Annotated in this window: 22 protein-coding genes and 1 other RNA gene; 14 read left to right on the top strand and 9 right to left on the bottom strand. The window is 63.7% G+C overall.

Translation table 11 applies throughout. From position 1 onward, the window contains the following. Positions 1-78: 78 nt before the first annotated feature. On the bottom strand, positions 79-1,941 hold the full coding sequence (locus tag IB234_RS01370; RefSeq protein ID WP_192312679.1) for a diguanylate cyclase: 1,863 nt from the start codon (positions 1,939-1,941) through the stop codon (positions 79-81). A gap of 50 nt (positions 1,942-1,991) precedes the next feature. Then, positions 1,992-2,441, bottom strand: a complete 450-nt coding sequence (locus tag IB234_RS01365) for an EVE domain-containing protein (protein WP_192312666.1) — start codon at positions 2,439-2,441, stop codon at positions 1,992-1,994. Between the two features lie 201 nt (positions 2,442-2,642). Here IB234_RS01365 and IB234_RS24100 point away from each other — a divergent pair, with 201 nt between their 5' ends. Further along, complete coding sequence (locus IB234_RS24100; protein WP_263864178.1) at positions 2,643-2,771, top strand: hypothetical protein; 129 nt, start codon at positions 2,643-2,645, stop codon at positions 2,769-2,771. Positions 2,772-2,813: 42 nt separating this feature from the next. Here IB234_RS24100 and IB234_RS01360 read toward each other — a convergent pair whose 3' ends face one another. The 4 genes from IB234_RS01360 to IB234_RS01345 all read right to left on the bottom strand — a co-directional run bounded on the left by IB234_RS01360 (position 2,814) and on the right by IB234_RS01345 (position 4,156). Next, positions 2,814-3,413 (bottom strand): 5-formyltetrahydrofolate cyclo-ligase, encoded by a 600-nt coding sequence (locus IB234_RS01360; protein WP_192312646.1) that lies wholly within the window; start codon positions 3,411-3,413, stop codon positions 2,814-2,816. Between the two features lie 8 nt (positions 3,414-3,421). Beyond that, positions 3,422-3,600, bottom strand: a non-coding RNA gene (ssrS, locus tag IB234_RS01355) — 6S RNA. A gap of 35 nt (positions 3,601-3,635) precedes the next feature. After that, positions 3,636-3,950: a cell division protein ZapA gene (locus IB234_RS01350; protein ID WP_192312643.1), complete on the bottom strand. Its 315-nt coding sequence runs from the start codon at positions 3,948-3,950 to the stop codon at positions 3,636-3,638. Beyond that, positions 3,947-4,156, bottom strand: coding sequence for a TIGR02449 family protein (locus IB234_RS01345; protein WP_192312640.1), 210 nt, complete (start codon positions 4,154-4,156; stop codon positions 3,947-3,949). Before IB234_RS01345 ends, IB234_RS01350 begins: the two co-directional genes overlap by 4 nt. Before the next feature lie 157 nt (positions 4,157-4,313). On the opposite strand from IB234_RS01345, the gene IB234_RS01340 reads away from it, so the two are divergent. The 13 genes from IB234_RS01340 (at position 4,314) to gcvP (ending at position 20,337) form a co-directional block, all read left to right on the top strand. After that, positions 4,314-4,868 (top strand): YecA family protein, encoded by a 555-nt coding sequence (locus tag IB234_RS01340; protein ID WP_192312637.1) that lies wholly within the window; start codon positions 4,314-4,316, stop codon positions 4,866-4,868. Between the two features lie 9 nt (positions 4,869-4,877). Next, positions 4,878-6,209, top strand: a complete 1,332-nt coding sequence (pepP, locus tag IB234_RS01335) for a Xaa-Pro aminopeptidase (protein ID WP_192312634.1) — start codon at positions 4,878-4,880, stop codon at positions 6,207-6,209. Next, positions 6,209-7,393, top strand: a complete 1,185-nt coding sequence (ubiH, locus tag IB234_RS01330) for a 2-octaprenyl-6-methoxyphenyl hydroxylase (protein ID WP_192312631.1) — start codon at positions 6,209-6,211, stop codon at positions 7,391-7,393. Before pepP ends, ubiH begins: the two co-directional genes overlap by 1 nt. Positions 7,394-7,558: 165 nt before the next feature. Further along, positions 7,559-8,041, top strand: coding sequence for a DUF4442 domain-containing protein (locus IB234_RS01325; protein ID WP_192312628.1), 483 nt, complete (start codon positions 7,559-7,561; stop codon positions 8,039-8,041). A gap of 9 nt (positions 8,042-8,050) precedes the next feature. Then, complete coding sequence (locus IB234_RS01320) at positions 8,051-9,268, top strand: 2-octaprenyl-3-methyl-6-methoxy-1,4-benzoquinol hydroxylase (RefSeq protein WP_192312625.1); 1,218 nt, start codon at positions 8,051-8,053, stop codon at positions 9,266-9,268. A gap of 118 nt (positions 9,269-9,386) precedes the next feature. Further along, complete coding sequence (locus IB234_RS01315) at positions 9,387-10,388, top strand: extracellular solute-binding protein (RefSeq protein WP_192312622.1); 1,002 nt, start codon at positions 9,387-9,389, stop codon at positions 10,386-10,388. A 641-nt stretch (positions 10,389-11,029) separates the two neighbouring features. Beyond that, the gene (locus tag IB234_RS23875) at positions 11,030-11,215 is read left to right on the top strand and encodes a hypothetical protein (protein WP_225580204.1); all 186 of its coding nucleotides are present in this window, start codon (positions 11,030-11,032) and stop codon (positions 11,213-11,215) included. Between the two features lie 203 nt (positions 11,216-11,418). Then, positions 11,419-11,703, top strand: a complete 285-nt coding sequence (locus IB234_RS23870; RefSeq protein WP_225580202.1) for a hypothetical protein — start codon at positions 11,419-11,421, stop codon at positions 11,701-11,703. Beyond that, positions 11,700-13,361 carry a hypothetical protein gene (locus tag IB234_RS01305; RefSeq protein WP_192312619.1) on the top strand — a complete coding sequence of 554 codons (1,662 nt, stop codon included), beginning with the start codon at positions 11,700-11,702 and terminating at the stop codon, positions 13,359-13,361. The genes IB234_RS23870 and IB234_RS01305 overlap by 4 nt, the downstream gene beginning before the upstream one ends. 571 nt (positions 13,362-13,932) lie before the next feature. Continuing rightward, positions 13,933-15,552, top strand: a complete 1,620-nt coding sequence (locus IB234_RS01300) for an ABC transporter permease (RefSeq protein ID WP_192312617.1) — start codon at positions 13,933-13,935, stop codon at positions 15,550-15,552. Positions 15,553-15,661: 109 nt separating this feature from the next. After that, complete coding sequence (gene gcvT, locus IB234_RS01295) at positions 15,662-16,744, top strand: glycine cleavage system aminomethyltransferase GcvT (protein ID WP_192312613.1); 1,083 nt, start codon at positions 15,662-15,664, stop codon at positions 16,742-16,744. Positions 16,745-16,828: 84 nt separating this feature from the next. After that, entirely contained in the window at positions 16,829-17,218 is a 390-nt protein-coding gene (gcvH, locus tag IB234_RS01290; protein WP_192312611.1) for a glycine cleavage system protein GcvH, read from the top strand. Between the two features lie 245 nt (positions 17,219-17,463). Then, the gene (gene gcvP, locus IB234_RS01285; RefSeq protein WP_192312609.1) at positions 17,464-20,337 is read left to right on the top strand and encodes an aminomethyl-transferring glycine dehydrogenase; all 2,874 of its coding nucleotides are present in this window, start codon (positions 17,464-17,466) and stop codon (positions 20,335-20,337) included. 62 nt (positions 20,338-20,399) lie between these two features. Here the strand turns inward: gcvP and IB234_RS01280 are convergent, their stop codons facing one another. From IB234_RS01280 to IB234_RS01270, 3 genes are all read right to left on the bottom strand, one after another. After that, on the bottom strand, positions 20,400-21,665 hold the full coding sequence (locus IB234_RS01280) for an esterase/lipase family protein (protein WP_192312607.1): 1,266 nt from the start codon (positions 21,663-21,665) through the stop codon (positions 20,400-20,402). Positions 21,666-21,713: 48 nt separating this feature from the next. Further along, positions 21,714-22,040 (bottom strand): DUF2388 domain-containing protein, encoded by a 327-nt coding sequence (locus IB234_RS01275; RefSeq protein ID WP_192312606.1) that lies wholly within the window; start codon positions 22,038-22,040, stop codon positions 21,714-21,716. A gap of 76 nt (positions 22,041-22,116) precedes the next feature. Then, positions 22,117-23,178, bottom strand: coding sequence for a GGDEF domain-containing protein (locus tag IB234_RS01270; protein WP_192312605.1), 1,062 nt, complete (start codon positions 23,176-23,178; stop codon positions 22,117-22,119). Positions 23,179-23,203 lie beyond the last annotated feature (25 nt).

The raw sequence follows: 23,203 nt of genomic DNA, 5'->3' as shown, positions 1-23,203 counted from the left end.
CTTGGCTTCCCTTCTGTGGGCGGATGATTAGCAGGCTTCCATTCTCTTCCGCTTGCCCCTGTGGCGGAGTGACTCAGGTCAAACGCGTGGCTTGCCGTTGCCCGTCTGGTCAGGATTCCAGACGTGCGTACGATTCCGACCCTGATGCTTGGCTTCGTACAGCGCGCGGTCACTGCGCGCCACCAGGTCCCACGGCTGCTCTTCGCCGACTGGCTCGGCCACCGCCAGGCCTATGCTAAGCGTCAGGCGCCCGACGGGGCTGGCGGGATGGGCGATGGCCAGCTCCGCGACCAGGTCGTGGACTCTTCTCGCCACATGCTCGCCGCCATCCTGTGCGGTATTGGCCAGGATCATCGCGAACTCCTCGCCGCCGTAGCGACAGGCCACGTCGCCTTCGCGTTGCAGACTGCTCTGCAGAATCTCGCCAACCTGACGCAGTGCATCATCGCCGGCGAGGTGGCCAAGGCTGTCGTTGAACGCCTTGAAGTGATCGATATCCAGCATCAGCAATGTCAGTGGTGCGCCGATGCGGCGCAGGCGTCGCCATTCGCTCTGCAGTTGCTGGTCGAAGAAGCGCCGGTTGTACAGCCCGGTCAGGCCATCCAGTTGCGACAGGCGCTGCAGGCGGGCTTCCAACGCGAGGCGTTCGCTGTTGTCACGGGATACGGCGATCAGGTATTCCCGCTCGCCCAGCTGGACCAGTTGAGTGTTGATCTCTGCCGGCTGGCGGCTGCCATCGCGCCGACACAGCTCGCGCTGGAATATCCGCGACTGGTTATCACCCTGCGCCGTGCGCGCTTCCTCCAGCCATGTGTGGAAGCCCGGCAGTAGCTGTTCGGGATTGTCGCGCAGCAACCGGGCGAAGTGCTCGGCACGGTAGCCCAGGCCAGCGTAGGTTGCCTGGTTCATGTGCAGTACTTCGCGACTGCTGGTATCGAAGATGAACAGGCTGTCGTGGCTGGAGTCGGTGAGGTCCAGTACCAGTTGCAAGCGCTCACTGCTGTCACGCAGGCGTCGCTCGGTTTCTTCACGCAGGTCGGCTTCTTCCTGCAGGAGGATGTTGGCCTGCTGCATGGCACCGGCGCGTCGTGCGTTTTCCAGGGCAAGCGCCAGAGCCGCCACCAGCAGGAGGCTGATGGCCAGACCGCTTCCCAAAACCACTTCCGGCAGCGGGGTATCAAGGTTGCGCAACAGAGTGGCTGTAGGGCTCAGTTGGAGACTGAAGGTGTCATTGTTGAGCAAGTGTAGCTCTACCTCGCGGGACATCTGCGGCTGGGTGTCGGGATGCTCATAGCTGTACAGGCTCTGGTCGTTCTCCAGCAACCGCACGCCGAAGCTTCCGCGGTCGAGCTGGGATAGCAGCTCATCCATCAGTGGCTCGACACGGAACACGCCTTGCAGGAATCCATCGAACTGCTTCCTGCCCTGGACATCCTGCAGGTAGAGGGGGGTGTAGAGAATGAATCCCCGGCCACCCTGGACCAGTGGAAAGCTGTTGGAGAAGCGTTGTTCACCACTCACCCTGGCCTGCATGGCCAGCGGGTAGTTGGGATGGTCAGGGGTCAGACGGAAGTTGACCGCGGCCTCGTTGCCGAGCAGGGGCAGCAGCCAGCGCATCTGCAGGTCCGCTCCGACCCATTGCACCGACTGATAGGCGGGGAAGTCCGCGAGGGCCAGCTCCGCCTCGTGTTCCCAACTGTCGCGGGGCAATCGCCCGAGGCTGTTCCACAGGCGGGCGATGCGCCCCAGGCTCTCCACTTCCGTGTGCAGCGTCGACTCCAGCTGGCGTGCCAGGCTGTGAGCTTCGTAGCTGACTCGCTCATCTACCCGCTCCTGCTGATCTTGCTTCAGCTGGTGCCAGAGCATCAGGCTGGCCAGATTGAGCGCCAGGAAAACAAGGGCCAGCGCCACCCGCGCGGGCCAGACGGATCGTACGCGCATGATCGGCTCCGCAGGCTATGTCATGGTGATAGCACAGTGCCGATGGCGGCTCAACGCATGGCGAGAATCGCCTGCCATTGCGCCTCGCTGACCGGCATCACGGAGAGACGGCTGCCGCGTTGCACCAGCGACAGCCCGACGAGTGCCGGGTTGTCGCGCAGGCGGGCCAGTGGCAGCACCTGCTCGAACGCCTCGACGAACTCCACATCCAGCGCACTCCAGGGATTCTTCTCGGCGTTGGCCTTGGGGTCGTGGTAGGGGCTTTGTGGGTCCAGGGCAGTGGGGTCCGGGTAGGTCGGGCCAGCGATGCGGGCGATCCCGGCTATGCCTGGCTCCGGGCAGCTGGAGTGGTAGAAAAAGAACAGATCGCTCTCCTGCATGCTACGCAGGAAGTTGCGTGCCTGGTAGTTTCGCACCCCATCCCATCGCGCTCGTCCCAGTTTCTGCAGATGGTGGATGGACAGTTCATCGGGTTCGGATTTCATCAGCCAATAAGGCATGAACTTTGCTCCTGTTTGCCGGTCCTTTCGCGGGTACTGAAAATCGTTCCCGCAACTGACTGCCGGATGACGTCATAAAATATTGGGGTCTCTGCCATCTCATGATGGCTCGAAGCCCCAAGCCAGGCGCCGCCGTAACGGCCAATAAAAACACCGCCACCGGTAAATAGAAGCAGTGTGCCGAAAGGGGGAGGCAACTCGATGAAACGCAAGCCAGATCTATTGTGGGTCCTGGTCATTCTGTTCAGCCTGGGGATGGTTACCACAGGTTACACGCAGGGGCTATGGGACCGGCAGGGCAACCCGCCGGTCAGCCAGAGCCAGGAGTAACGCCGCTGATGTCGCCGCAGGGAGTGCGGCGGCTTCGCTTCCTCAGGCGTACCAACGCCGATTCGTCACCACTGCGCCGAGTCGTATGTCCCAGCTCGCCAGGGTTAGTCTGTCCACCTGCTGGCACTCATGAGCTACGCCAATAAGCGTCGGTTTGTGCCAATTTTTGCGCACGCGCTGGTAGGCCAGGCTCCGATCATAGAATCCCCCGCCCATACCCAGACGCCCTCCGTATAGATCGAAGCCCACCAGCGGCATCAGCACCAGGTCCAGCGCCCAGACCTTGCGTTGGCGTGCTGGATTCGCTCGCGGCTCATTGATCTGAAAACGGTTGCGCACCATCGACTCGTTTGCGCGCACTCGCTGGAACCTCATTTGGGTGCGAGGCCAAGCGTTGAGTACCGGCAGATAGGTGGCCTTGCCCCGGCGCTGGGCTTCACTCAGCAGTAGGCGTGGGTCGATCTCGCCATCATTGGGCAGGTACAGAGCGATGTGGCGGGAGCGCCGAAACAGTGGGTGTTGCACCAGCTGCCGGTAGAGGCAGCGGGCGGCATGCCGCTGTTGCAGGGGGGAGAGATTGCGGCGAGCCTGGCGGAGCTGGCGGCGTAGGGCCGCACGGGATAGATCACCAGCCAGGATCATTGAATTCGGGACTCCCCGGTCGTGCCGCTGTCGGGTTAGCCCTTGAACCCGAAAGTTCAAGGTGGAGATTGCAGGAGGCGTTAAGGCTTTCCGTCAGGCGGACATGCACACCGGCCCCGCTGGCAACCCCCGTGGTTGTGCGTATCGGCTCAGGGACATCACCGACTGGCCAACACACCAGGGAGCTCGGGACCGAGTATACCCCATTCGACCGCTCTGCAATCAGTGCGAGTGGCCATCCAGATCGGCGGACAGGGCAGAGTCGACCCGACCGAGCAGGTCACGTACCTGTTCGCGGGTGGCGCTGGCTTCCTGATCCAGACGCTGCTGCTTGTGCAGCAGATCGTGGGTGATGTTCAGAGCAGCCATCACCGCTACGCGATCCGCGCCGATGACTTTGCCACCGGAGCGGATCTCGCGCATCTTGCCATCCAGGTAGCGCGCGGCGCTTTCCAGATTGGCGCGCTCGTCCGCCGGGCAGGTGATGCAATATTCCTTGTCGAGGATATGCACGGTTACGGTGTTCGACTGGGTCATGAGTCCTGCTCCAGGGCTTTCAGGCGCGAAATCATCGCTTCGACCTTCTGCCGGGCCATTTCGTTCTTTTCGATCAGATGGGCGCGTTCTTCCCGCCACGTCTTCTCGGCCGCGAGCAAAGAGCGATTCTGCGTCTTGAGCTGCTCGACGCGCTGGATCAGTAGTTCCAGTTTGCCTGTTAGGGCTTGCAGTTCGGGGTTATCCATCGACTCCATACCTGGGCAGTGATCTGGGCACTATAAAGGATCGCAGGGAGGTGGCTGCAAGCAGCGTGCGGCAACGATGCGGTGGAAACCACGGGCTGCAGGCCCTAGGATACGAGGCTTCCATTCTAGAGATTGCGCGTTTCAGCGCCTAGCTGCCATGTCCATGTCGAATTCCCCTTACACCGCCTTCGCTGCCTTGCTGGCGAGCACCGGCAAACCCGTTTCCCCGGCCGAACTGCACGGCCTGCTGCTTGGCCGTAGCTGCGCTGGTGCCGGCTTCGACGCCGATGCCTGGATTGCCGATGCGGTCGAGCTGCTCGGTGCCGAGCCGTCCGACAACGTGCGCCAGGCCCTGGTAGGCCTGCAGGAGATGGTCAAGGGCGAGCTGTCCGGCAACGACATCACGGTCGTTCTGCTGCTGCCCGGCGACGATGAGCCATTGGCCGAGCGGGCCAAGGCGCTAGGCCAGTGGTGCCAGGGCTTCCTGGACGGTTTCGGCATGATTCTCGGCAACGCTGCCCTGAGCGCCGAGGCGATGGAAGTGCTGCAGGATCTTTCTGCGATCGCCCAGGTGCAAAGTGCCTTGGAGGAGTCCGAGGATGGCGAGAGCGACTATATGGAAGTGATGGAATACCTACGCGTGGCTCCGCTGCTGCTGTTCGCCGAGTGTGGCAAGGCTGCCGTGCCTGAGCCGAAACCTTCCCTGCATTAAGGTCGAGTCATGGTCAGTATCCCCAAGGCGGAATATGCCCGTCGGCGCAAGGCGCTGATGGAGCAGATGGAGCCCAACAGTATCGCCATCCTACCGGCCGCTCCGGTGTATATCCGTAACCGTGATGTCGAGCATGTCTACCGCCAGGACAGTGATTTCCAGTACCTCACCGGCTTCCCCGAGCCGGAAGCGGTGCTAGCCCTGATTCCAGGGCGTGAGCATGGCGAGTACGTATTGTTCTGCCGCGAGCGGGATCCCGAACGCGAGCTGTGGGACGGCCTGCGTGCCGGCCAGGATGGCGCGATCGCGCAGTACGGAGCTGACGATGCCTTCCCTATCAGTGATATCGACGACATCCTGCCCGGCCTGATCGAGGGGCGCGAGCGCGTCTACTATGCGATCGGGACGCATCAGGAGTTCGATCATCGGCTGATGGAGTGGGTCAACGTGATCCGTTCGAAAGCGCGCCAGGGAGCGATTCCACCTAACGAGTTCGTCGCCCTCGACCACCTGCTGCACGATATGCGTCTGTACAAGAGCGCGGCGGAGGCCAAGGTGATGAAAGAGGCCGCTGAGATCAGCGCGCGGGCTCATGTCCGGGCCATGCAGGCCAGCCGCGCCGGACTATTCGAATACCACCTGGAAGCCGAACTGGACTACGAGTTCCGCAAGGGCGGCGCGAAGATGCCGGCCTACGGCTCCATCGTCGCCGCGGGCAGGAACGCCTGCATCCTGCACTATCGCGAGAACGACGCCCCGTTGAAGGATGGTGATCTGGTGCTGATCGACGCCGGTTGCGAGATCGACTGCTACGCCAGCGACATCACCCGTACCTTCCCGGTCAACGGCAAGTTCTCGCCCGAGCAGAAGGCCATCTACGAGCTGGTGCTCCAGGCCAACGAGGAAGCGTTCAAGCACATCGCTCCAGGCAAGCACTGGAACGAGGCGCACGAGGCAACCGTGCAGGTGATCACTGCAGGCCTGGTGGAGCTGGGGCTGCTCGATGGTGACGTCGAGGAACTGATCGCGGCGGAGGCCTACAAGCCCTTCTACATGCACCGCGCTGGCCACTGGCTGGGGATGGATGTGCACGACGTCGGCGACTACAAGGTCGGCGGCGAGTGGCGTGTGCTCGAGCCAGGCATGAGCATGACCGTAGAGCCGGGCATCTATATCGCCACCGACAATGACAAGGTGGCGAAGAAGTGGCGTGGCATCGGCGTGCGCATCGAAGATGATGTGCTGGTGACCAAGACTGGTTGCGAGGTCATTACCAACGGCGTGCCCAAGACAGTCGCCGAGATCGAGGCGCTGATGGCCGCTGCGCATCAGGCGGCCTGATGAGTCGCGTTCAGCTCGCCATTGTCGGTGGTGGTCTCGTCGGCGCCAGCCTGGCTCTGGCACTGCAGGCCGGGGCGCGCGCGCGCGGCTGGCGTATCGTATTGGTCGAGCCCTTCGCTCCGGGCAATGCCTGGCAGCCCAGCTATGACGCGCGTTCCAGTGCTCTTTCCTACGGCAGCCGGCAGATATTCGAGCGCCTCGGCCTCTGGCCAGCACTGGCCGAGCGGGCCGAGGCCATCACCCAGATCCAGGTTTCCGATCAGGGCCGCTTTGGTGCTACCCGCCTATCCGCCGCCGATGAAGGCGTGCCAGCCCTGGGGTACGTGCTGGAAAATGCCTGGATGGGTCATTGTCTGTGGCGCGCCCTGGACCCCGAAGTGGTCGAGTGGCGTTGCCCGGCGGAAGTGACCCGCATGGAGGCGCTGGACGATGGCTACCGCCTGTTCCTCGGTGATGACTCCCGCCTCGATTGTGACCTGGCCGTGCTGGCCGACGGCGGTCGCTCCGGGTTGCGCGAGCAGCTCGGCATCGCCGTACGCCACTCGCCCTACGACCAGAGTGCACTGATTGCCAATATCACCCCGGCCGAAGGGCATGCTGGCCAGGCCTTCGAGCGTTTCACCGAACAGGGCCCACTGGCTCTGCTGCCAATGCCGGACAAGCGCTGCGCACTGGTCTGGACCCGTCCGCCGGTGGATGCCGAGCGCCTGCAGCGGATACCCGAGCGTGAGTTCCTCGGCGAGCTGCAACAGGCCTTCGGCTATCGTCTCGGCGCCTTGCGCCAGGTCGGCGCACGGCATGTATACCCGCTGGCGCTGGTGGAGGCTACCGAGCAGGTGCGCCCGCACCTGGTGATCCTCGGCAACGCCGCGCACAGCCTGCATCCAGTGGCGGGGCAGGGCTTCAACCTGTCTCTGCGCGATGCACAGGCCCTGGCCGAAACCCTCCTGGCAGGTGGCGAACAACCCGGCGATTTCGCCGGCCTGCAGCGCTACCTGGAGCGGCAGAGCCAGGATCAGGCGCTGACCGTCGGCTTCTCCGACCGCGTCACCCGTCTGTTCGGCCGCGACGAATCGCTGCTGGTGGCCGGGCGCACACTAGGCCTGCTTGGCCTCGATCTGTTGCCGCCAGCCAAGCGCTGGTTCGCCCGCCAGGCCATGGGCCTGGGAACTCGTAGTCTGTGAGAACCTGTCTACGATCTCCTGGCTGTCGGCCATACGGGATTAAAAGCGACCTCGGAATGCTCAGTACTGCTTGTACACTCCGCTTCCTCGGCCGTTTTTGTGGGGCCGCCAAGGCCTTGTCTGGCTCTAATCCAGAAGGTCGTAAACAGGTTCTGAGAAAACTGTATGAGTGATTCGAAACTGTCGCGCCGTGCGCGCCTTCTGCGTCTGGGCCTTAACCTCTATCCGCCGTACATCGGCGCGGGTATCCGGGTACAGCATATTTCCCCCGACTGCCGTGAGGCGCGGGTGAAGATGGCGTTGCGTTGGTACAACCGCAACTTCGTCGGCACCCAGTTCGGTGGCTCGCTCTACAGCATGATCGACCCGTTCTACATGCTGTTGCTGATGCCGCTGCTGGGTGATGACTACATCGTCTGGGACAAGGCCGCCAGCATTGACTTCGTCAGCCCCGGCAAGGGGCCGGTGTTCGCCGAGTTCCGCATTGATGATGCCCTGCTGGCGCAGATTCGCGAGCAGACGGCAGGGGGCGACAAGTACCTGCCCCAGCTGCAGGTGGATATTCGCGACGGCGCAGGCACTCTGGTGGCCAGCGTGCACAAGACCCTCTACGTACGTCTCAAGCCGCGTGCGCGGCAAGTGGCTTAAGGAAGCAGCATGCAAGCGGACCTGATCATCGTTGGCGCCGGCATGGTCGGCAGTGCCCTGGCGCTGGCCTTGGAGCACAGCGGCCTGGAGATCCTGGTGGTCGACGGTGGCCCGCTCAGCGTCAAACCCTTCGATGCCAGTGGGGCCTTCGAGCCGCGGGTCAGCGCCCTGTCCGCGGCGAGCCAGCGCATTCTCGAGCGTCTCGGCGTCTGGGAAGGCATCGCTGCCCGGCGGACGTCGCCCTACCGCGACATGCGGGTGTGGGACGGTTCCGGTACCGGCAGCGTGCACTTCTCCGCGGCTAGTGTGCACGCCGAGGTGCTCGGGCATATCGTCGAGAACCGCGTGGTGCAGGACGCCCTGCTCGAGCGTCTGCATGACAGTCAGATCGGCCTGCTCGGCAACGCACGCCTTGAGCAATTACGCCGCAGTGGCGATGGCTGGCTGCTGACCCTGGCCGATGGCCGCCAGCTGCGTGCTCCCCTGCTGGTCGCTGCCGATGGCGCCAACTCGGCGGTACGTCGCCTGGCCGGTTTCGCCACCCGCGAGTGGGATTACCTGCATCACGCCATCGTCACTAGCGTGCGCTGCGAGCGCTCCCACCAGCTTACCGCTTGGCAGCGCTTCACCGACGACGGCCCGCTGGCCTTCCTACCGCTGAATCGCCAGGGCGACGAACACTGGTGTTCGATCGTCTGGTCCACCGTGCCTGCCGAGGCCGAACGCCTGATGGCATTGAGCGACGAGGCCTTCCGCCATGAGCTGGGCAAGGCATTCGAGTGGCGCCTGGGCCCTGTGACCGCGACCGATCCACGTGTGTGCATTCCGCTGCGTCAGCGCCATGCCAAGCGCTACGTCGAGAGTGGTCTGGCGCTGATCGGCGACGCCGCACACAGCATCCATCCGCTGGCGGGGCAGGGAGTCAATCTCGGCTTCCTCGATGCCGCGGTGCTGGCCGAGGTGCTGGTGCATGCGCTGCAGCGTGGTGAACAGCCGAATGACGTACGTGTGCTCAGTCGCTACGAGCGCCGTCGCATGCCGCACAATCTCGCGATGATGGCGGCCATGGAAGGTTTCGAGCGTCTGTTCCAGGCTGATCCGCTGCCGATTCGCCTGCTGCGTAACAGTGGCCTCAACTGGATCGACGAGTTGCCGGATGCCAAGGCTATGTTCGTCCGCCGTGCCCTCGGCCTGGTCGGTGACCTACCCGAGCTGGCCAGCGCCTGAGTGCTTCGGCGCCGGAGAGGAATCGGCCCGGACAAACACTGCGACATAAAAGCACTATAGCTCGTAGCTGAGAGTCACTACCATTTGTGATCCTTTCGCTGTCACGAGAGCCTTTGCCATGTCGCCGTCCAAAAGCCTGCTCGCCTTCCTGGCCCTGAGCGTTGCCGCCGGTTCCGCCGCGGCCGCCGATGAAGTGGTGGTCTATTCCTCGCGTATCGATGAGCTGATCAAACCGGTCTTCGATGCGTATACCGCCAAGACCGGGGTGAACATCAAGTTCATCACCGACAAGGAGGCGCCCTTGATGCAGCGCATCAAGGCAGAGGGTGAGAATGGCGTGGCCGATCTGCTGATCACGGTGGATGCCGGTAATCTCTGGCAGGCCGAGCAGATGGGCATTCTGCAGCCCTTCACCTCGCCGATCATCGACGCCAATATCCCGGCCCAATACCGCTCCAGTAACCATGCATGGACGGGCCTGTCGCTGCGCGCCAGGACCATCGTCTACTCCACCGAGCGTGTGAAGCCTGGCGAACTGACCACCTATGAGGCGCTGGCCGGCCCCGAGTGGGAAGGCCGTCTGTGCCTGCGCACCAGCAAGAAGGTCTACAACCAGTCCCTCACCGGTACCCTCATCGAGGCCCACGGTGCGGAGAAGGCCGAGCAGATCGTCCGGGGCTGGGTAAACAACCTGGCTACTGACGTATTTGCCGACGACAACTCCGTCGTCCAGGCGGTGGATGCAGGTCAGTGCGACGTTGGCATCGTCAACACCTACTACTATGGCCGCCTGCACAAGGCCAATCCCGAACTGCGCGCCAAGCTGTTCTGGCCCAACCAGACTGATCGCGGCGTGCATGTGAACCTGTCCGGCGTCGGCCTCACCAAGCACGCTCCGCATCCGGAGGCGGCGAAGAAGCTGGTCGAGTGGATGACCACGCCGGAGGCCCAGGGCCTGTTCGCCGAGATCAACCAGGAGTTCCCGGCCAATCCGGCGGTCAAGCCGTCGGCGGAGGTCGCGGCCTGGGGCGAGTTCAAGGCCGACAGTATCCCGGTCGAAGTGGCTGGCAAGCGCCAGGCCGAAGCCATCAAGCTGATGGACCGCGTCGGCTGGAACTGAAGTAGAGCGGAGCGTGTGTAGGGTGAATGGAGTATTTCCATTCTCCAGCTGATGGACCGAGCTCGTAGGATAGGTTGAGCCTTATATACTCGATGCCCCGGCTTGTCCGGGGCGTTTCGTCTTTGCCGCCAAGGAGCCTGCGTGGCCCATGCTGCGGTGCTAATGCCCGCGACCCTGCTGATGCGTCCGTTCGGCCTTACGCATTTCCGAGATGATCGGCGAGGGTGAATGGATGGACAGACAGTTCGTTCTGGTCGCGTGGCTTCTCCATCGACAACTTCGCTATCGACGGTGTGACTACCTCTACTCCGGCGCCATGGCCATTCGAGGGCAAGTCCGCGATCTCTTGCTGTCAGCCCGCCTGGGTTTCCGAGAATTTGACAGTGCTGCGTTGCGCACGAATCGGGATATCCTGTGCGGCTGAATTGCCGGCATCTCGGTCAATCCGAGTGAATGAAACCCGCCCGAGTGCAGCACGATGGATGATAGGCCCAGCCATCCAGTCTTTCCGGGCCCGCCTACGCGGTGCGCTGAGGCTGCTGAGCCTAAAGCAGTGGATCAAGAACGGCTTCGTCCTGGTACTGCTGATCTTTTCCGGCCATTTTTTCTGACCCAGGGCCATCCGGCATGCCGTGCTGGCAATGGCCTTGCTCTGCGTCGCCGCATCGGCCACTTATATCGTCAACGACCTTTTCGACGTCGAGCTCGACCGACAGCATCTCGCCAAGGCGCGGCCCCAGCCGCTGGAGTTGGGTGCACTCCTGGTATCGGCCGCGCTCATCGTGCTTCCCAAGGTCGTCGCGGTCATTGCCACCTTCTCGTCCTGAATCTGGCCTACAGCGCAATTCTCAAATACATGCTGGTGCTCGCAACTTCACGATCGCCATGTGTTTTGTGCTCCGCCAGTACGTGGAGGTGGTCGCCGAGGCCGTTCCGGTCAGTAGCTGGATGTTCGTCACCTACTCTGCCTGGCCCTGTTTCTGGCGGCGATCAAGTGGAGTCAGAAATTGCAGCAGCAGGTGGCTGAGAAGTGCTCAAGCAGTATTCTGTGGCCTTGGTGAGTCGGTATGCCGAGATGTCGGCCGTCGAGGCCTTACTTTTCTATAGCATGAGCATGTTCGTGATGTCGACCCGGTCGGAACTGGTGGTAACTATTCCGCTGGTGCTGTTCGGCGTGTTTCGCTACAGGTTCCTGGCCGACCAGCTTGCCGCGGGCGAGTCACCGACCGATGCGCTGACCTCGGACGTGCAGTTGCTGGCGGTGATTGCACTGTGGGTCGGCAAAGGTATTTGGTTTTTATGGCCCGTGAAATGAGCACAGTTTCCCGCACTGCTTGTCTTGAGAACCATGGCCTGAGTCTTGGCGTATGGGTGGTGGCGTCGTTTGCCTTGTTCCTGGTTGTGACGGGCATATTGCGCGGGCTGGGGGCGGTGTCACCGCTCATCAGTGCCGCGCTGGCCTTGTCGGTGGCCGGGTTGGTGGTCTGGTGGAGCATGCGGCCCTCGCGTGGTGTTTTCCTGGTCTCCTTGCTGACGGTCGGGCTGCTTGGCCTGATCGCGGTGCTTCTGGGGGCGAGTGTTCGCGATATTTCCTACGACGGACAGGCGATTCATCTTCCGAGCGCACTCGAGATCGCCAACGGACTCAATCCGCTCACCACCCGATCACAGTGGTTTTTCTCGACGGTATATCCGAACGGCCTGTGGACGTTGCAGGGTCTTTTCATCTCCTTGGCTCCCTGGCTTGAGTCGGGGCTCGAAGCGGGCAAGGCGCCCGCATGGCTGCTTGCTTTTGCGAGCATGCCCCTGATCGCCGTGGCGATGCGCCAGTTGCGTGGTGCCTGGACGCCGGCGGTCGCGTTGGCTGCGGTGCTGGTGCAGGCGAACCCCGTCATGCTGCTTCAACTGACGAGCTTCGAACTCGATGGCGTGGTCTATTCGTTGGTCGTCATCGCGATTGCCGGGGCCATTCTGCTGCCCACCCGTCATCATCGGGCTGGCCTGGTGGTGTTGTGCGGCGCCATTCTGCTGTTGATCAACAGCAAGATCACCGGCCTGTACTGGGCCGGGGTGATCGGTCTGGTTGTCGTGCTCCAGGCGGCGCTTGACCAGCGGCGCGTGCCAGTGAGGCTGGGCGGGCTGTTGCTTGCGGTCCTCGCCGTGTCGCTGGTGATCGTGGGATGGCGCCCATATCTGGCGATACCGCTGGAGACCGGTCAGGTCTTCGGCACCACGACCGAGGTCGTTACGGGCCCGCTGAATCTGCGAGATGCCGGCGCTTGGCAGCGCATGACCTTCCTGGTGTTCGGCAAAAGCAGCAACCCGGTTGCGCCGGAGCTGGCCCAGCTCAAGTGGCCAGGGCAATGGTCGGCTGACGAATTCGTCTCGATTTTCGACATTCGCATCGGCGGGTTCGGGTCCTGGTTCGGGGTGCAGGTGTTGGGTGTATTGCTGGTCGGAGGCGTCGCGCTTTGGCAGATGCGCCGGTCGATACGTCAGGATCAGGCGTGGCTGGGACCGTTCTGGACGCTGGCTGTGTTCACTGCAACCCTGCTATTCCCGGTTTCCTGGTGGGCGCGGTTGGTATCGCCGTTCTGGCTGGTGGCGGTGTTGCCCCTGGTCTGGCGGCGCCGTGCGACGACGCAGGCTGATTCCCGCTGGGCCTGGGTGCTGCGACTGGGGTGGACCATCGCCATCGCGGGTGTGCTGGTGAATGGGGCGGCGCTTACCTTCACCTTGAAAAATGTGATCGCCACCAATGGTGCCATCACGCAGATACTGTCGGACGTCGCAGTGCAGGGCAGCGCGGTGCGCATCGTGCCGGGTAACGCGCCGGAATTCGACGGCACACCGACGACCTGGCAGCAGCGCCTGATCCAACTCAGCATATCCCCGCGTGTAGGGCCGGTAGACGGTTGCCGCCAGACTTTGTTCGCCGTTGGCAGCGTGCAGATGTGTATCGAAAACCCTTGATGGCACAAGCGTAATGACGTCCTGCCCCAATATCTGAGGGTGTAAGTGGCAGTGTATGTTCGCAACTAAATTTCCATGGCGCAGTCGCTAAGGGTCTGAATTGAGGCAATTGCTGGAGTGGCAAGGCCGAACTCAGTCACAGCGTCATGGGCTTCGATCAACTGATCAACTACATGAACGGTTCTTCCCGTGTGGTAGATGGTTCCGCGCTTGCATGTACCCCCAATCGCTGGTCGGGAGCGCCACGGTAGAACAACCGCGATGCCTATCTTTCCGGGGGCTGTTTACCCTGTTTGGTCGCGAGTATGAGTTGATCACGGGTGTCGCCCTGTCGCACTACACCGAGAACGCTCCGGCTCACGGTGGCTGGAACTGAAGTAGAGCGGGGCTTGCGTCAGGTGGATGGCGTTTTTCCATCCCACCGTTTAACGCCTGCGGTGCCAATCGGTGTAAAACGCTGTGCGGTTTCCATCCTCCGGTTGATGCGCCTGCTCGTGGGATAGGCTGAGCCTTATATACTCGACGCCCCGGCCTGTCCGGGGCGTTTCGTTTCCACCGCCAAGGAGTCTGCGTGGCCCACCCTGCTCAACGTCGCTGGTATCCCATAGCCTTTGCCATCGCTGCGCTGGTGCTGTTGCCGCTGTCGGTATTGGCGCTGTCCTGGCACGAGATCGATGGCGAGATCTGGAGCCATTTGTGGGATACCCAGATGCCGCGTCTGCTCGGCAATACCCTGGTGCTCGTCTTGGGTGTCGGTATTGGGGTGACGGTGCTCGGTGTCAGTCTTGCCTGGCTCACCAGCCTCTGCGAGTTTCCCGGTCGGCGTTGGCTGGACTGGGCGCTGATGCTGCCTTTCGCCATTCCCGCCTACGTGCTGGCCTTCGTCTTCATCGGTCTGTTCGATTTTTCCGGGCCGGTGCAGAGCGCTTTGCGCGAGTGGTTCGGTACGGGCATACGTTTTCCACGTGTCCGTTCTACCGGCGGCGTGATCGCCGTGCTGGTGCTGGTGTTCTATCCCTACGTTTACCTGCTCGCGCGCAGCGCCTTCCTGGCCCAGGGCCGAGGACTGCTTGAGGCTGCGCGAGTGCTCGGCCAATCACCCTGGCAGGCGTTCTGGCGCGTGGCGCTGCCGATGGCCTGGCCGGCCATCGGTGCCGGACTGGCCTTGGCAATCATGGAAACCCTGGCCGACTTCGGCGCGGTGGCGGTGTTCAACTTCGATACCTTCACCACCGCCATCTACAAGACCTGGTACGGCTTCTACAGCCTCTCAGGTGCCACTCAGCTGGCCAGTCTGTTGTTGCTGGCGGTGATGCTGGTGCTCTACGGTGAGCGCCGTGCCCGTGGCGCTAGTCGCCCGGCCAGCGAGCGGCCGCGGGGCAGGGCGTTGTACCGCTTGCACGGCTGGAAGGCCTTCGCTGCCAGTGCATGGTGCGGCCTGATATTTGCCTGCGCCTTCGTGGTGCCGTTGCTGCAGCTGCTGGTGTGGTTCTGGCAGCGCGGCCGCTTTGATCTGGACGAGCGATACGCCGGCCTGATCCTGCATACCCTTTCCCTCGGTGCTCTGGCGGCTTTGATCACGGTCGCAGTGGCGCTGCTGCTGGCATTCGCCCGGCGCCAGGCCCCGACCCGGCCGATCCGTAGCGCGGTGAGCCTGGCCAACCTTGGCTATGCATTGCCCGGCTCGGTGCTGGCGGTGTCGATCATGCTGGCCTTCAGCTTCCTCGATCGCGAACTGGTGATCCCGCTATCCTCCTGGCTCGGTGGCGCCGGTAAGCCGTTGCTGCTGGGCAGCCTGTTCGCTCTGCTCTTGGCTTATCTGGTGCGCTTCATGGCAGTGGCCTATGGTCCCCTGGAGAATAGCCTGGCGCGTATCCGTCCTTCGCTGCCGCAGGCCGCGCGCAGCCTGGGGGTGAGTGGGCCGTCACTGTTCCTGCGCGTCTACCTGCCGTTGCTTGCGCCGGGAGCGCTGTCCGCCGCGTTGCTGGTATTCGTCGATGTACTCAAGGAAATGCCGGCGACCCTGCTGATGCGACCCTTTGGCTGGGACACTCTGTCGGTGCGTATCTTCGAGATGACCAGCGAGGGCGAGTGGGCCCGTGCCGCGCTGCCGGCATTGACCCTGGTATTGGTCGGCCTGCTGCCGGTAATCGGCCTGATCCGCCGCTCCGCCCGCCAGCCGGGGCATTGACCACACGGAGTGTCCAGTTTCTTTGCACGGGGCTACAATGCGCGCCTGCTGACGCAGCCGTCCATGAGCCCGTACCCACCAGGGCAGGGCCCGCATCAAGGAGTTATCCATGGGACAGCGTACACCCCTGTATGAACAGCATCTGGCGCTCGGCGCCAAGATGGTCGATTTCGGTGGCTGGGACATGCCGCTGCACTACGGTTCCCAGGTCGAGGAGCACCATCAGGTGCGCCGCGACTGCGGCGTGTTCGACGTCTCCCACATGACCGTGGTCGACATCACCGGCGCCCAGGCCAAGGCCTGGCTGCAGCATCTGCTGGCCAACGATGTCGAGCGCCTGAAGACCCCGGGCAAGGCCCTCTACAGTGGCATGCTCAACGAGCGTGGCGGGGTGATCGACGATCTGATCGTCTATCTCACCGATTGGGGGTATCGCATGGTGGTCAACGCCGCCACCCGCGACAAGGACCTGGCCTGGATGCGTTCTCGTACCGCTGGTTTCGATGTCACTCTTACCGAGCGTGCCGAGTTGGCCATGCTGGCCATCCAGGGGCCTCATGCCCGTGCCAAGACTGCCGAACTGGTGAGCACGGCCCGCGCTGCTCTGATTCAGGAGCTCAAGGTGTTCCAGGGCCTGCCGGAAGGCGACTGGTTCATCGCCCGTACCGGTTACACGGGTGAGGACGGCCTGGAAATCATGCTGCCTGCGGCCGAGGCTCCGGGCTTTCTCAGCGAGCTGGTCGGTGCCGGCATCGCTCCGATCGGCCTGGGCGCCCGTGACACCCTGCGCCTGGAGGCCGGCATGAACCTGTACGGCCAGGACATGGACGAAGAGGTTTCCCCACTGGCCGCGAACATGGCCTGGACCATCGCCTGGGAACCGACCGAGCGCCAGTTCATTGGCCGCAGCGCCCTGGAAAGCCAGCGCGCCGCCGGCGACCAGCTCAAGCTGGTCGGCCTGGTACTGGAGGAGCGCGGTGTGCTGCGTGCTCACCAGGTGGTGCGGGTGGAAGGCGTTGGCGAGGGGGAGATCACCAGCGGCAGCTTCTCGCCGACGCTGAACAAGTCCATCGCCCTGGCCCGGGTACCGGCCGCTACCGGCGACCGTGCCGAGGTGGAGATTCGTGGCAAGTGGTATCCGGTACGGGTCGTGCAAGCGAACTTCGTTCGCAATGGCAAGGCCGTGATCTGATTCGAACAGTGCGGGGCAGGCCCCGCGCCAGCTGCTAAATTTTCCGGGCGGACGTTCCGCCTACCGATTCCGAGGATTACAACAATGAGCAATATCCCCGCCGATCTGCGTTACGTCGCCAGCCATGAGTGGATCCGCCTGGAGGCCGATGGCTCGGTCACCGTCGGCATCACCGATCATGCTCAGGAAGCGCTGGGTGATGTGGTCTATGTCGAGCTGCCGGAAGTCGGCAAGCAGCTGGCCAACGGCCAGGAAGCCGGTGTAGTCGAGTCGGTGAAGGCCGCCTCCGACATCTACGCGCCGATCGCCGGTGAAGTCCTCGCCGTCAACGAGGCCCTGGCCGACGCTCCCGAGCAGGTCAACGGCGAGCCCTACGAGGCCTGGTTCTTCAAGCTGCAGCCGAGCAATCCGGCCGAGCTGGAAGAGCTGCTCGACGCTGCCGGCTACGAAGCCGTCTGCTCCGCCGATGCCTGAGAACCTATTTACGATCTGCTGCGCGTCGGAAAAACTGCGTTGAAAGCGGCTTCGGAATGCTCATTTACGTTGTGTAAACTCCGCTTCCTCAGCCACTTTCGCTTTGTTTTTCTCTAGCTCGCAAGATCGTAAACAGGTTCTAAGATGAGTGGGCGCGTCTAGCACGCGGCCTGCCGTCCAGAATCACGATTTCCGCTGTCGAGCCTCGATCCGTCGAGGCTCTGTCATTTTTCGAGAGCCCCGTCATGTCCACGCCCCGTCTCGACCAACTGCAACAGCCCGATGCCTTCCTCCGCCGTCATCTCGGCCCGGATGCCCGTGAAGAACAGGCCATGCTCGACGCCCTCGGTGTCGCCAGCCGCGAAGAGCTGATCGTGCAGACCGTGCCGCCGGCCATCCGCCTCAACCGCCCGCTGGACCTGCCGGCGGCGCTGGACGAGCAGGGTGCCCTGGCCAAGCTCAAGGGCTACGCCGAGCAGAACCAGCTGTGGACCAACCTGATTGGCATGGGCTACCACGGCACCATCACCCCGACCGTGATCCTGCGTAACCTGCTGGAGAACCCGGGCTGGTACACCGCCTACACCCCCTATCAGCCGGAAATCGCCCAGGGTCGCCTGGAGTCGCTGCTGAACTTCCAGCAGCTGACCATCGACCTGACTGGCCTGGACCTGGCCAGCGCCTCGCTGCTCGACGAGGCTACCGCTGCTGGCGAGGCCATGGGCCTGGCCAAGCGCGTGGCCAAGTCGAAGAGCAATATGTTCTTCGTCGACGAGAACTGCCACCCGCAGACCATCTCGGTGGTGCAGACCCGTGCCGAAGGCTTCGGCATCGAAGTCCAGGTCGGCGCGCTGGACCAGCTGGCCGGCCTCGACGTGTTCGGCGCGCTGCTGCAGTACCCGGATACCCACGGCGAGATCCGTGACATCAAGCCGCTGATCGAACAGCTGCACGCCAAGAACGCCCTGGCCTGCGTCGCCACCGACCTGCTCAGCCTGCTGCTGATGACCCCGCCCGGCGAGCTCGGCGCGGACGTGGTACTCGGCTCCGCCCAGCGCTTCGGCGTACCGATGGGCTACGGCGGCCCGCACGCGGCCTTCTTCGCCACCCGTGACGCCTTCAAGCGCGCCATGCCCGGCCGCATCATCGGCGTGTCCAAGGACGCCCGCGGCAACACCGCGCTGCGCATGGCCCTGCAGACCCGCGAGCAGCACATCCGCCGCGAGAAGGCCAACTCCAACATCTGCACCTCGCAGGTGCTGCTGGCCAACATGGCCAGCTGCTACGCCGTGTACCACGGTCCGGAAGGCCTCAAGCGCATTGCCCAGCGCGTGCATCGCCTGACTTCCGTACTGGCCTCCGGCCTGGAGCAGAAAGGCCTGAAGCGCGACAACCAGTTCTTCTTCGACACCCTGACCCTGGAAGTCGGCGGCATGCAGACCGCCATCCTCGAGTCGGCCAAGGCTGCGCGCATCAACCTGCGGATCCTCGGTCGCGGCAAGCTGGGCATCAGCCTGGACGAGACCAGCAGCGCACAGACCGTCGAGCAGCTGCTGTCGATCTTCCTCGGTGCCGACCACGGCCTGAGCGTGGCTGAGCTGGACGCCGGCAACGTGCCGGAAGGCATCCCGGCTGATCTGCGCCGCACCTCGGCCTACCTGACCCACCCGGTGTTCAACAGCCACCACAGCGAAACCGACATGCTGCGCTACCTCAAGCGCCTGGAGAACAAGGACCTGGCCCTGAACCAGGCCATGATCCCGCTCGGTTCCTGCACCATGAAGCTGAACGCCACCAGCGAGATGATCCCGGTGACCTGGCCGGAATTCGGCGCGCTGCACCCCTTCGCCCCGCGCGAGCAGGCTGCCGGCTACAAGCTGATGATTGACGAGCTGGAAGCCTGGCTGCGCGCTATCACCGGTTTCGACGCCATCTGTATGCAGCCCAACTCCGGTGCCCAGGGCGAGTACGCCGGCCTGCTGGCCATCCGCAAGTACCACGAGAGCCGCAACGACGGCCACCGTGACATCTGCCTGATCCCGGCTTCGGCCCACGGCACCAACCCGGCCTCGGCGCAGATGCTCAACATGCGGGTGGTGGTGGTGGAGTGCGACGCCGCCGGCAACGTCGACATGGACGACCTCAAGGCCAAAGCCGCTGAGGCCGGCGACAAGCTCTCCTGCCTGATGATCACTTACCCGTCGACTCACGGCGTGTACGAGGAAGGCATCCGCGAGATTTGCGAAGTGGTGCATTCCCATGGCGGCCAGGTGTACATGGACGGGGCCAACCTCAACGCCCAGGTTGGTCTGGCACGTCCTGCCGATATCGGCGCCGACGTGTCGCACATGAACCTGCACAAGACCTTCTGCATCCCGCACGGCGGTGGCGGCCCGGGCATGGGCCCGATCGGTGTGCGCGCACACCTGGCGCCCTTCGTTGCCAACCACCCGGTGGTCGAGCTGCAAGGCCCGAACCCGCAGAACACGGCGGTCAGCGCCGCGCCCTGGGGCAGCGCCAGCATTCTGCCGATAAGCTGGATGTACATCGCCATGATGGGTCCGCAGCTGGCCACCGCTACCGAGGTGGCGATCCTCAACGCCAACTACCTGGCTCGTCAGCTGGGCGGTGCCTTCCCGGTGCTGTACAGCGGCCGCAACGACCGCGTCGCCCACGAGTGCATCCTGGATCTGCGCCCGCTCAAGGCCGAGACCGGCATCAGCGAGGAAGACGTGGCCAAGCGCCTGATGGACTACGGCTTCCACGCCCCGACCATGAGCTTCCCGGTACCGGGCACGCTGATGATCGAGCCGACCGAGAGCGAGTCTAAGGAAGAGCTGGACCGCTTCATCGAAGCCATGCTGAGCATCCGCGCCGAGATCGCCAAGGTTGCCGCCGGCGAGTGGCCGGCCGAGGACAACCCGCTCAAGCGTGCCCCGCACACCCTGGCCGACGTGATCGGCGTGTGGGAGCGACCGTACAGCATCGAGGAAGCGGTGACCCCGTCCGCCCACACTCGCGCGCACAAGTACTGGCCGGCGGTGAACCGCGTGGACAACGTCTACGGCGACCGCAATCTGTTCTGCGCCTGTGTGCCGATGGACGACTATCGCGAGTGATCCGCGCGTTGTCGTGACAAGGCCGCCCTCGGGCGGCCTTGTTGTTTCTGGGGCGGGCTACCTCAGGGCCGGCAACCTTGCTTCGGCAGTGAATCCAGTGCCCGCCGCAGCAGCAGTTGGCTGCGCGTGCTGGCGAGGATGCTGGTGTGGTTCTCCTCCAGCAGGTACAGGCGCTCGGCCTCGTCCTGGGCGGCCGGCAGCAGTTCGCTGGCTAGCGGCACGGTGCCGTCGTTGGGTTCGGCGAGCATGCGGCTGTTGCCGGCGTAGCTGACCAGTTGCCACTGGCGGATATGCGCCGACAGGGGCGCGGCGAACAGCGCCTGCAGGTAGTTGCTGCCGGGCGACATGTCGCGCCATACCGGCACATCCACCGGCACCCGCGACACGCCGGTGGCGGCCGAGGGGTGGCCGTCCCAGGGCGTGGCCAGGGTCAGGAACAGGCATAGGCGCTCATCAGCACCGCCTGGCGCCAGTAGCTGCACGGTACGCCTGGCGACCAGGCCGCCCATGCTATGGGCGAACAGGTGCAGGCGCTCGGGCTTGAGGCGCAGCTGCACATCGCGCAGTGCCTCGCTGAGCAGGTAGGCGCTGTTGTTCAGCGGCAGCCCGCTGGGGTAGTGGAACAGCAGCAACTGGAAGCGTTCGTGGTCGATGCCGGCGGTCAGCTCACGCCATACAGTCGGCGAGCTGTTGATGCCGTGGACCAGTACGATGGGCTCCTTGTCCTCGTCCCAGGGTTCCAGCAGGTACAAGCCGTAGCCCACCTCACTGAGAAAATCCAAAGGCTGCCAGGCGCCTTGGGCGACGCGGGCGGCGGAGAAGCGGGGGTCGTCGAAATCGGTCACCCGCAGGTAGTTGTGGCGCGCGCGCGGCAGGTCGCGATAAAGGCGTTCGAGGCTCAGGTCCAGATCGGGTGGCGTCGTGCTGGTCATGGTCGAGGGGCGCAAGGTGTTGAGCTGGCCCAGGGCGAGGCGTTGTTCTGGGCTCGGTTGAACCTGGAACGGCGCGGTGCGGGGATCAGCCAGCTGCTGGTAGGGCTCGCCGGGGTCGAGGCGCAGGTTGCCGTTGAGGTCCTCGAAGGCCAGGAGCTGGTAGTCGCCGGCGGCCATGCTGAAATAGAACAGTCCGCCGGGTTGAACGCTGCGGTAGGCACGAACATGGTCGTCGGCCAGCAGGGCGACCAGCGCAGGCTGCTTGGCATCGACCTGCAGGTTGCCGGGAATCAGCACCTGAGTCTGCCGCGCCAGATCCATCTGGCGGTCCAGCTCCAATAGCTGGCAGCCGCCGAGCAGCCCTGTCAGCAGTACCAGCAGCAATGATTTCACCATCCCTGTTCTCCAGCCGGTGCATTGGCTGGAGTCTAGCCGCGCTATGCATCAGCGCGGGGTCTGCAAACTCGTCGGCTGGATCAGCAGGGCCTGGGCCAGCTCTTCATCGCTGGCTTGCAGCTGGGGATGGTCGGCCCGAACCCGCTGCATAGCGGCTTCGAGATGGGCGCCACGAATCTGCCCGCCACTGGCGATGAACGCGCTGGCATCGTCACGGGCCGCCATGACCTGCTTGTTGTCCTTGAATGTCAGGTAGGTCGAGGCGGTGGTGGCACCGGAGGAGAGAACGTCACGCCAGAAACCTGCGTCCGCCATGGCGGGGGCGATAGGCATGGCGATCAACGCGAGGGTGGCGACATACGGGCGAATACGCATGGCGGGTGACTCCATTGGCGACTGTATCTGAGAGTTCTGAGCCTACCGGTGACTGGGGAGTTCCACCCTTCGTACGTCAGGCTTCTGCCAGGGACTCGCCAATCACGCGATTACGGCCGTCCTGCTTGCCCTGGTACAGACGTCGATCGGCGCAGCGATACAGCTCGTCCGGAGTCTGGCCATCGCGGGGCCATTCGGCGAGACCGAAAGTTGCAGACAGCTCGATGGTCTGTCCGGCGTAGTCCAGCGGTTGGATGCAGATCAGCTCGCGTAGCGACTCCAGCAGCGGCATGGCGCTGGCTGCATCGGTGTTGCGCAATAGTAGGCCGAATTCCTCGCCACCTAGCCGGCCGAGGTTGTCGGTGGTGCGCAGGCGTTGGTACAGCAGATCGCAGACGTGGCGCAGGGCGTGGTCACCGGCATCGTGGCCGTGGCGGTCGTTGACGCTCTTGAAATGGTCGATATCCATCAGCGCTATCACGACCGGGCTCTGGCTACGGCCCGCCTCTTTCAGCGCGCGCCTCAGTTCCTGCTTGAAATGGCCGCGGCTGTCGGTGCCGGTCAGTGGGTCGGTTTGCGCCTGGCGCTGGAGTTCGGCGAAGGCGGCTGCCCGGCGGGTTTCGTAGAGATGGACGAAAACCACGATCAGCGCACCGCAGAGGATGGCGTTGCCGGCGTCGATCCACTCCAGGGCGGTGGAAGGAAGGGGGTGCCTGAGGTAGTGGAGTGTCAATGCCAGCAGCATGAACGGCAGCGCCAGGCGTACACCACGACGCTTGCCGAGCATCAGGTAGGACAGGACCGGAATCAGGTAGACCCAGACGAAGGCTGCCGCGGAAGCCTTTGGCATCAGGCCGATATAGAGGATGAAGGCGAAGGTCGGTAGCAGGTACAGATAGATCCACAGTTCCAGATGCCGTGAGCGATGGACGCTCCGTCCCGCCGCAAGCAGGGCGATGCAGGCGAGCACCTCTAGGCTGGCGAACAGGGTGTTCCCCGAACTGAACTGCAGTAGCGAGAAGGCGCCGATGGTCAGCCCGGTGGCGTTGAAGATCAGGCTCATCAGCGAACGCCGATCACCGTCCTCCAGCCCGGTCTGGCTGCCGCCACCCCGTGGTCGTGTATGCCTTTCTTGCATGCTTCGCGCCCCTCGCCCTGTGTGC

The sequence above is a fragment of the Pseudomonas sp. PDM16 genome (genome assembly GCF_014851865.1).
In the GTDB taxonomy this organism is placed as follows: domain Bacteria; phylum Pseudomonadota; class Gammaproteobacteria; order Pseudomonadales; family Pseudomonadaceae; genus Aquipseudomonas.
Note: the sequence above shows the minus strand (reverse complement) of the source record. Positions and strands in the feature narration are given on the sequence as shown.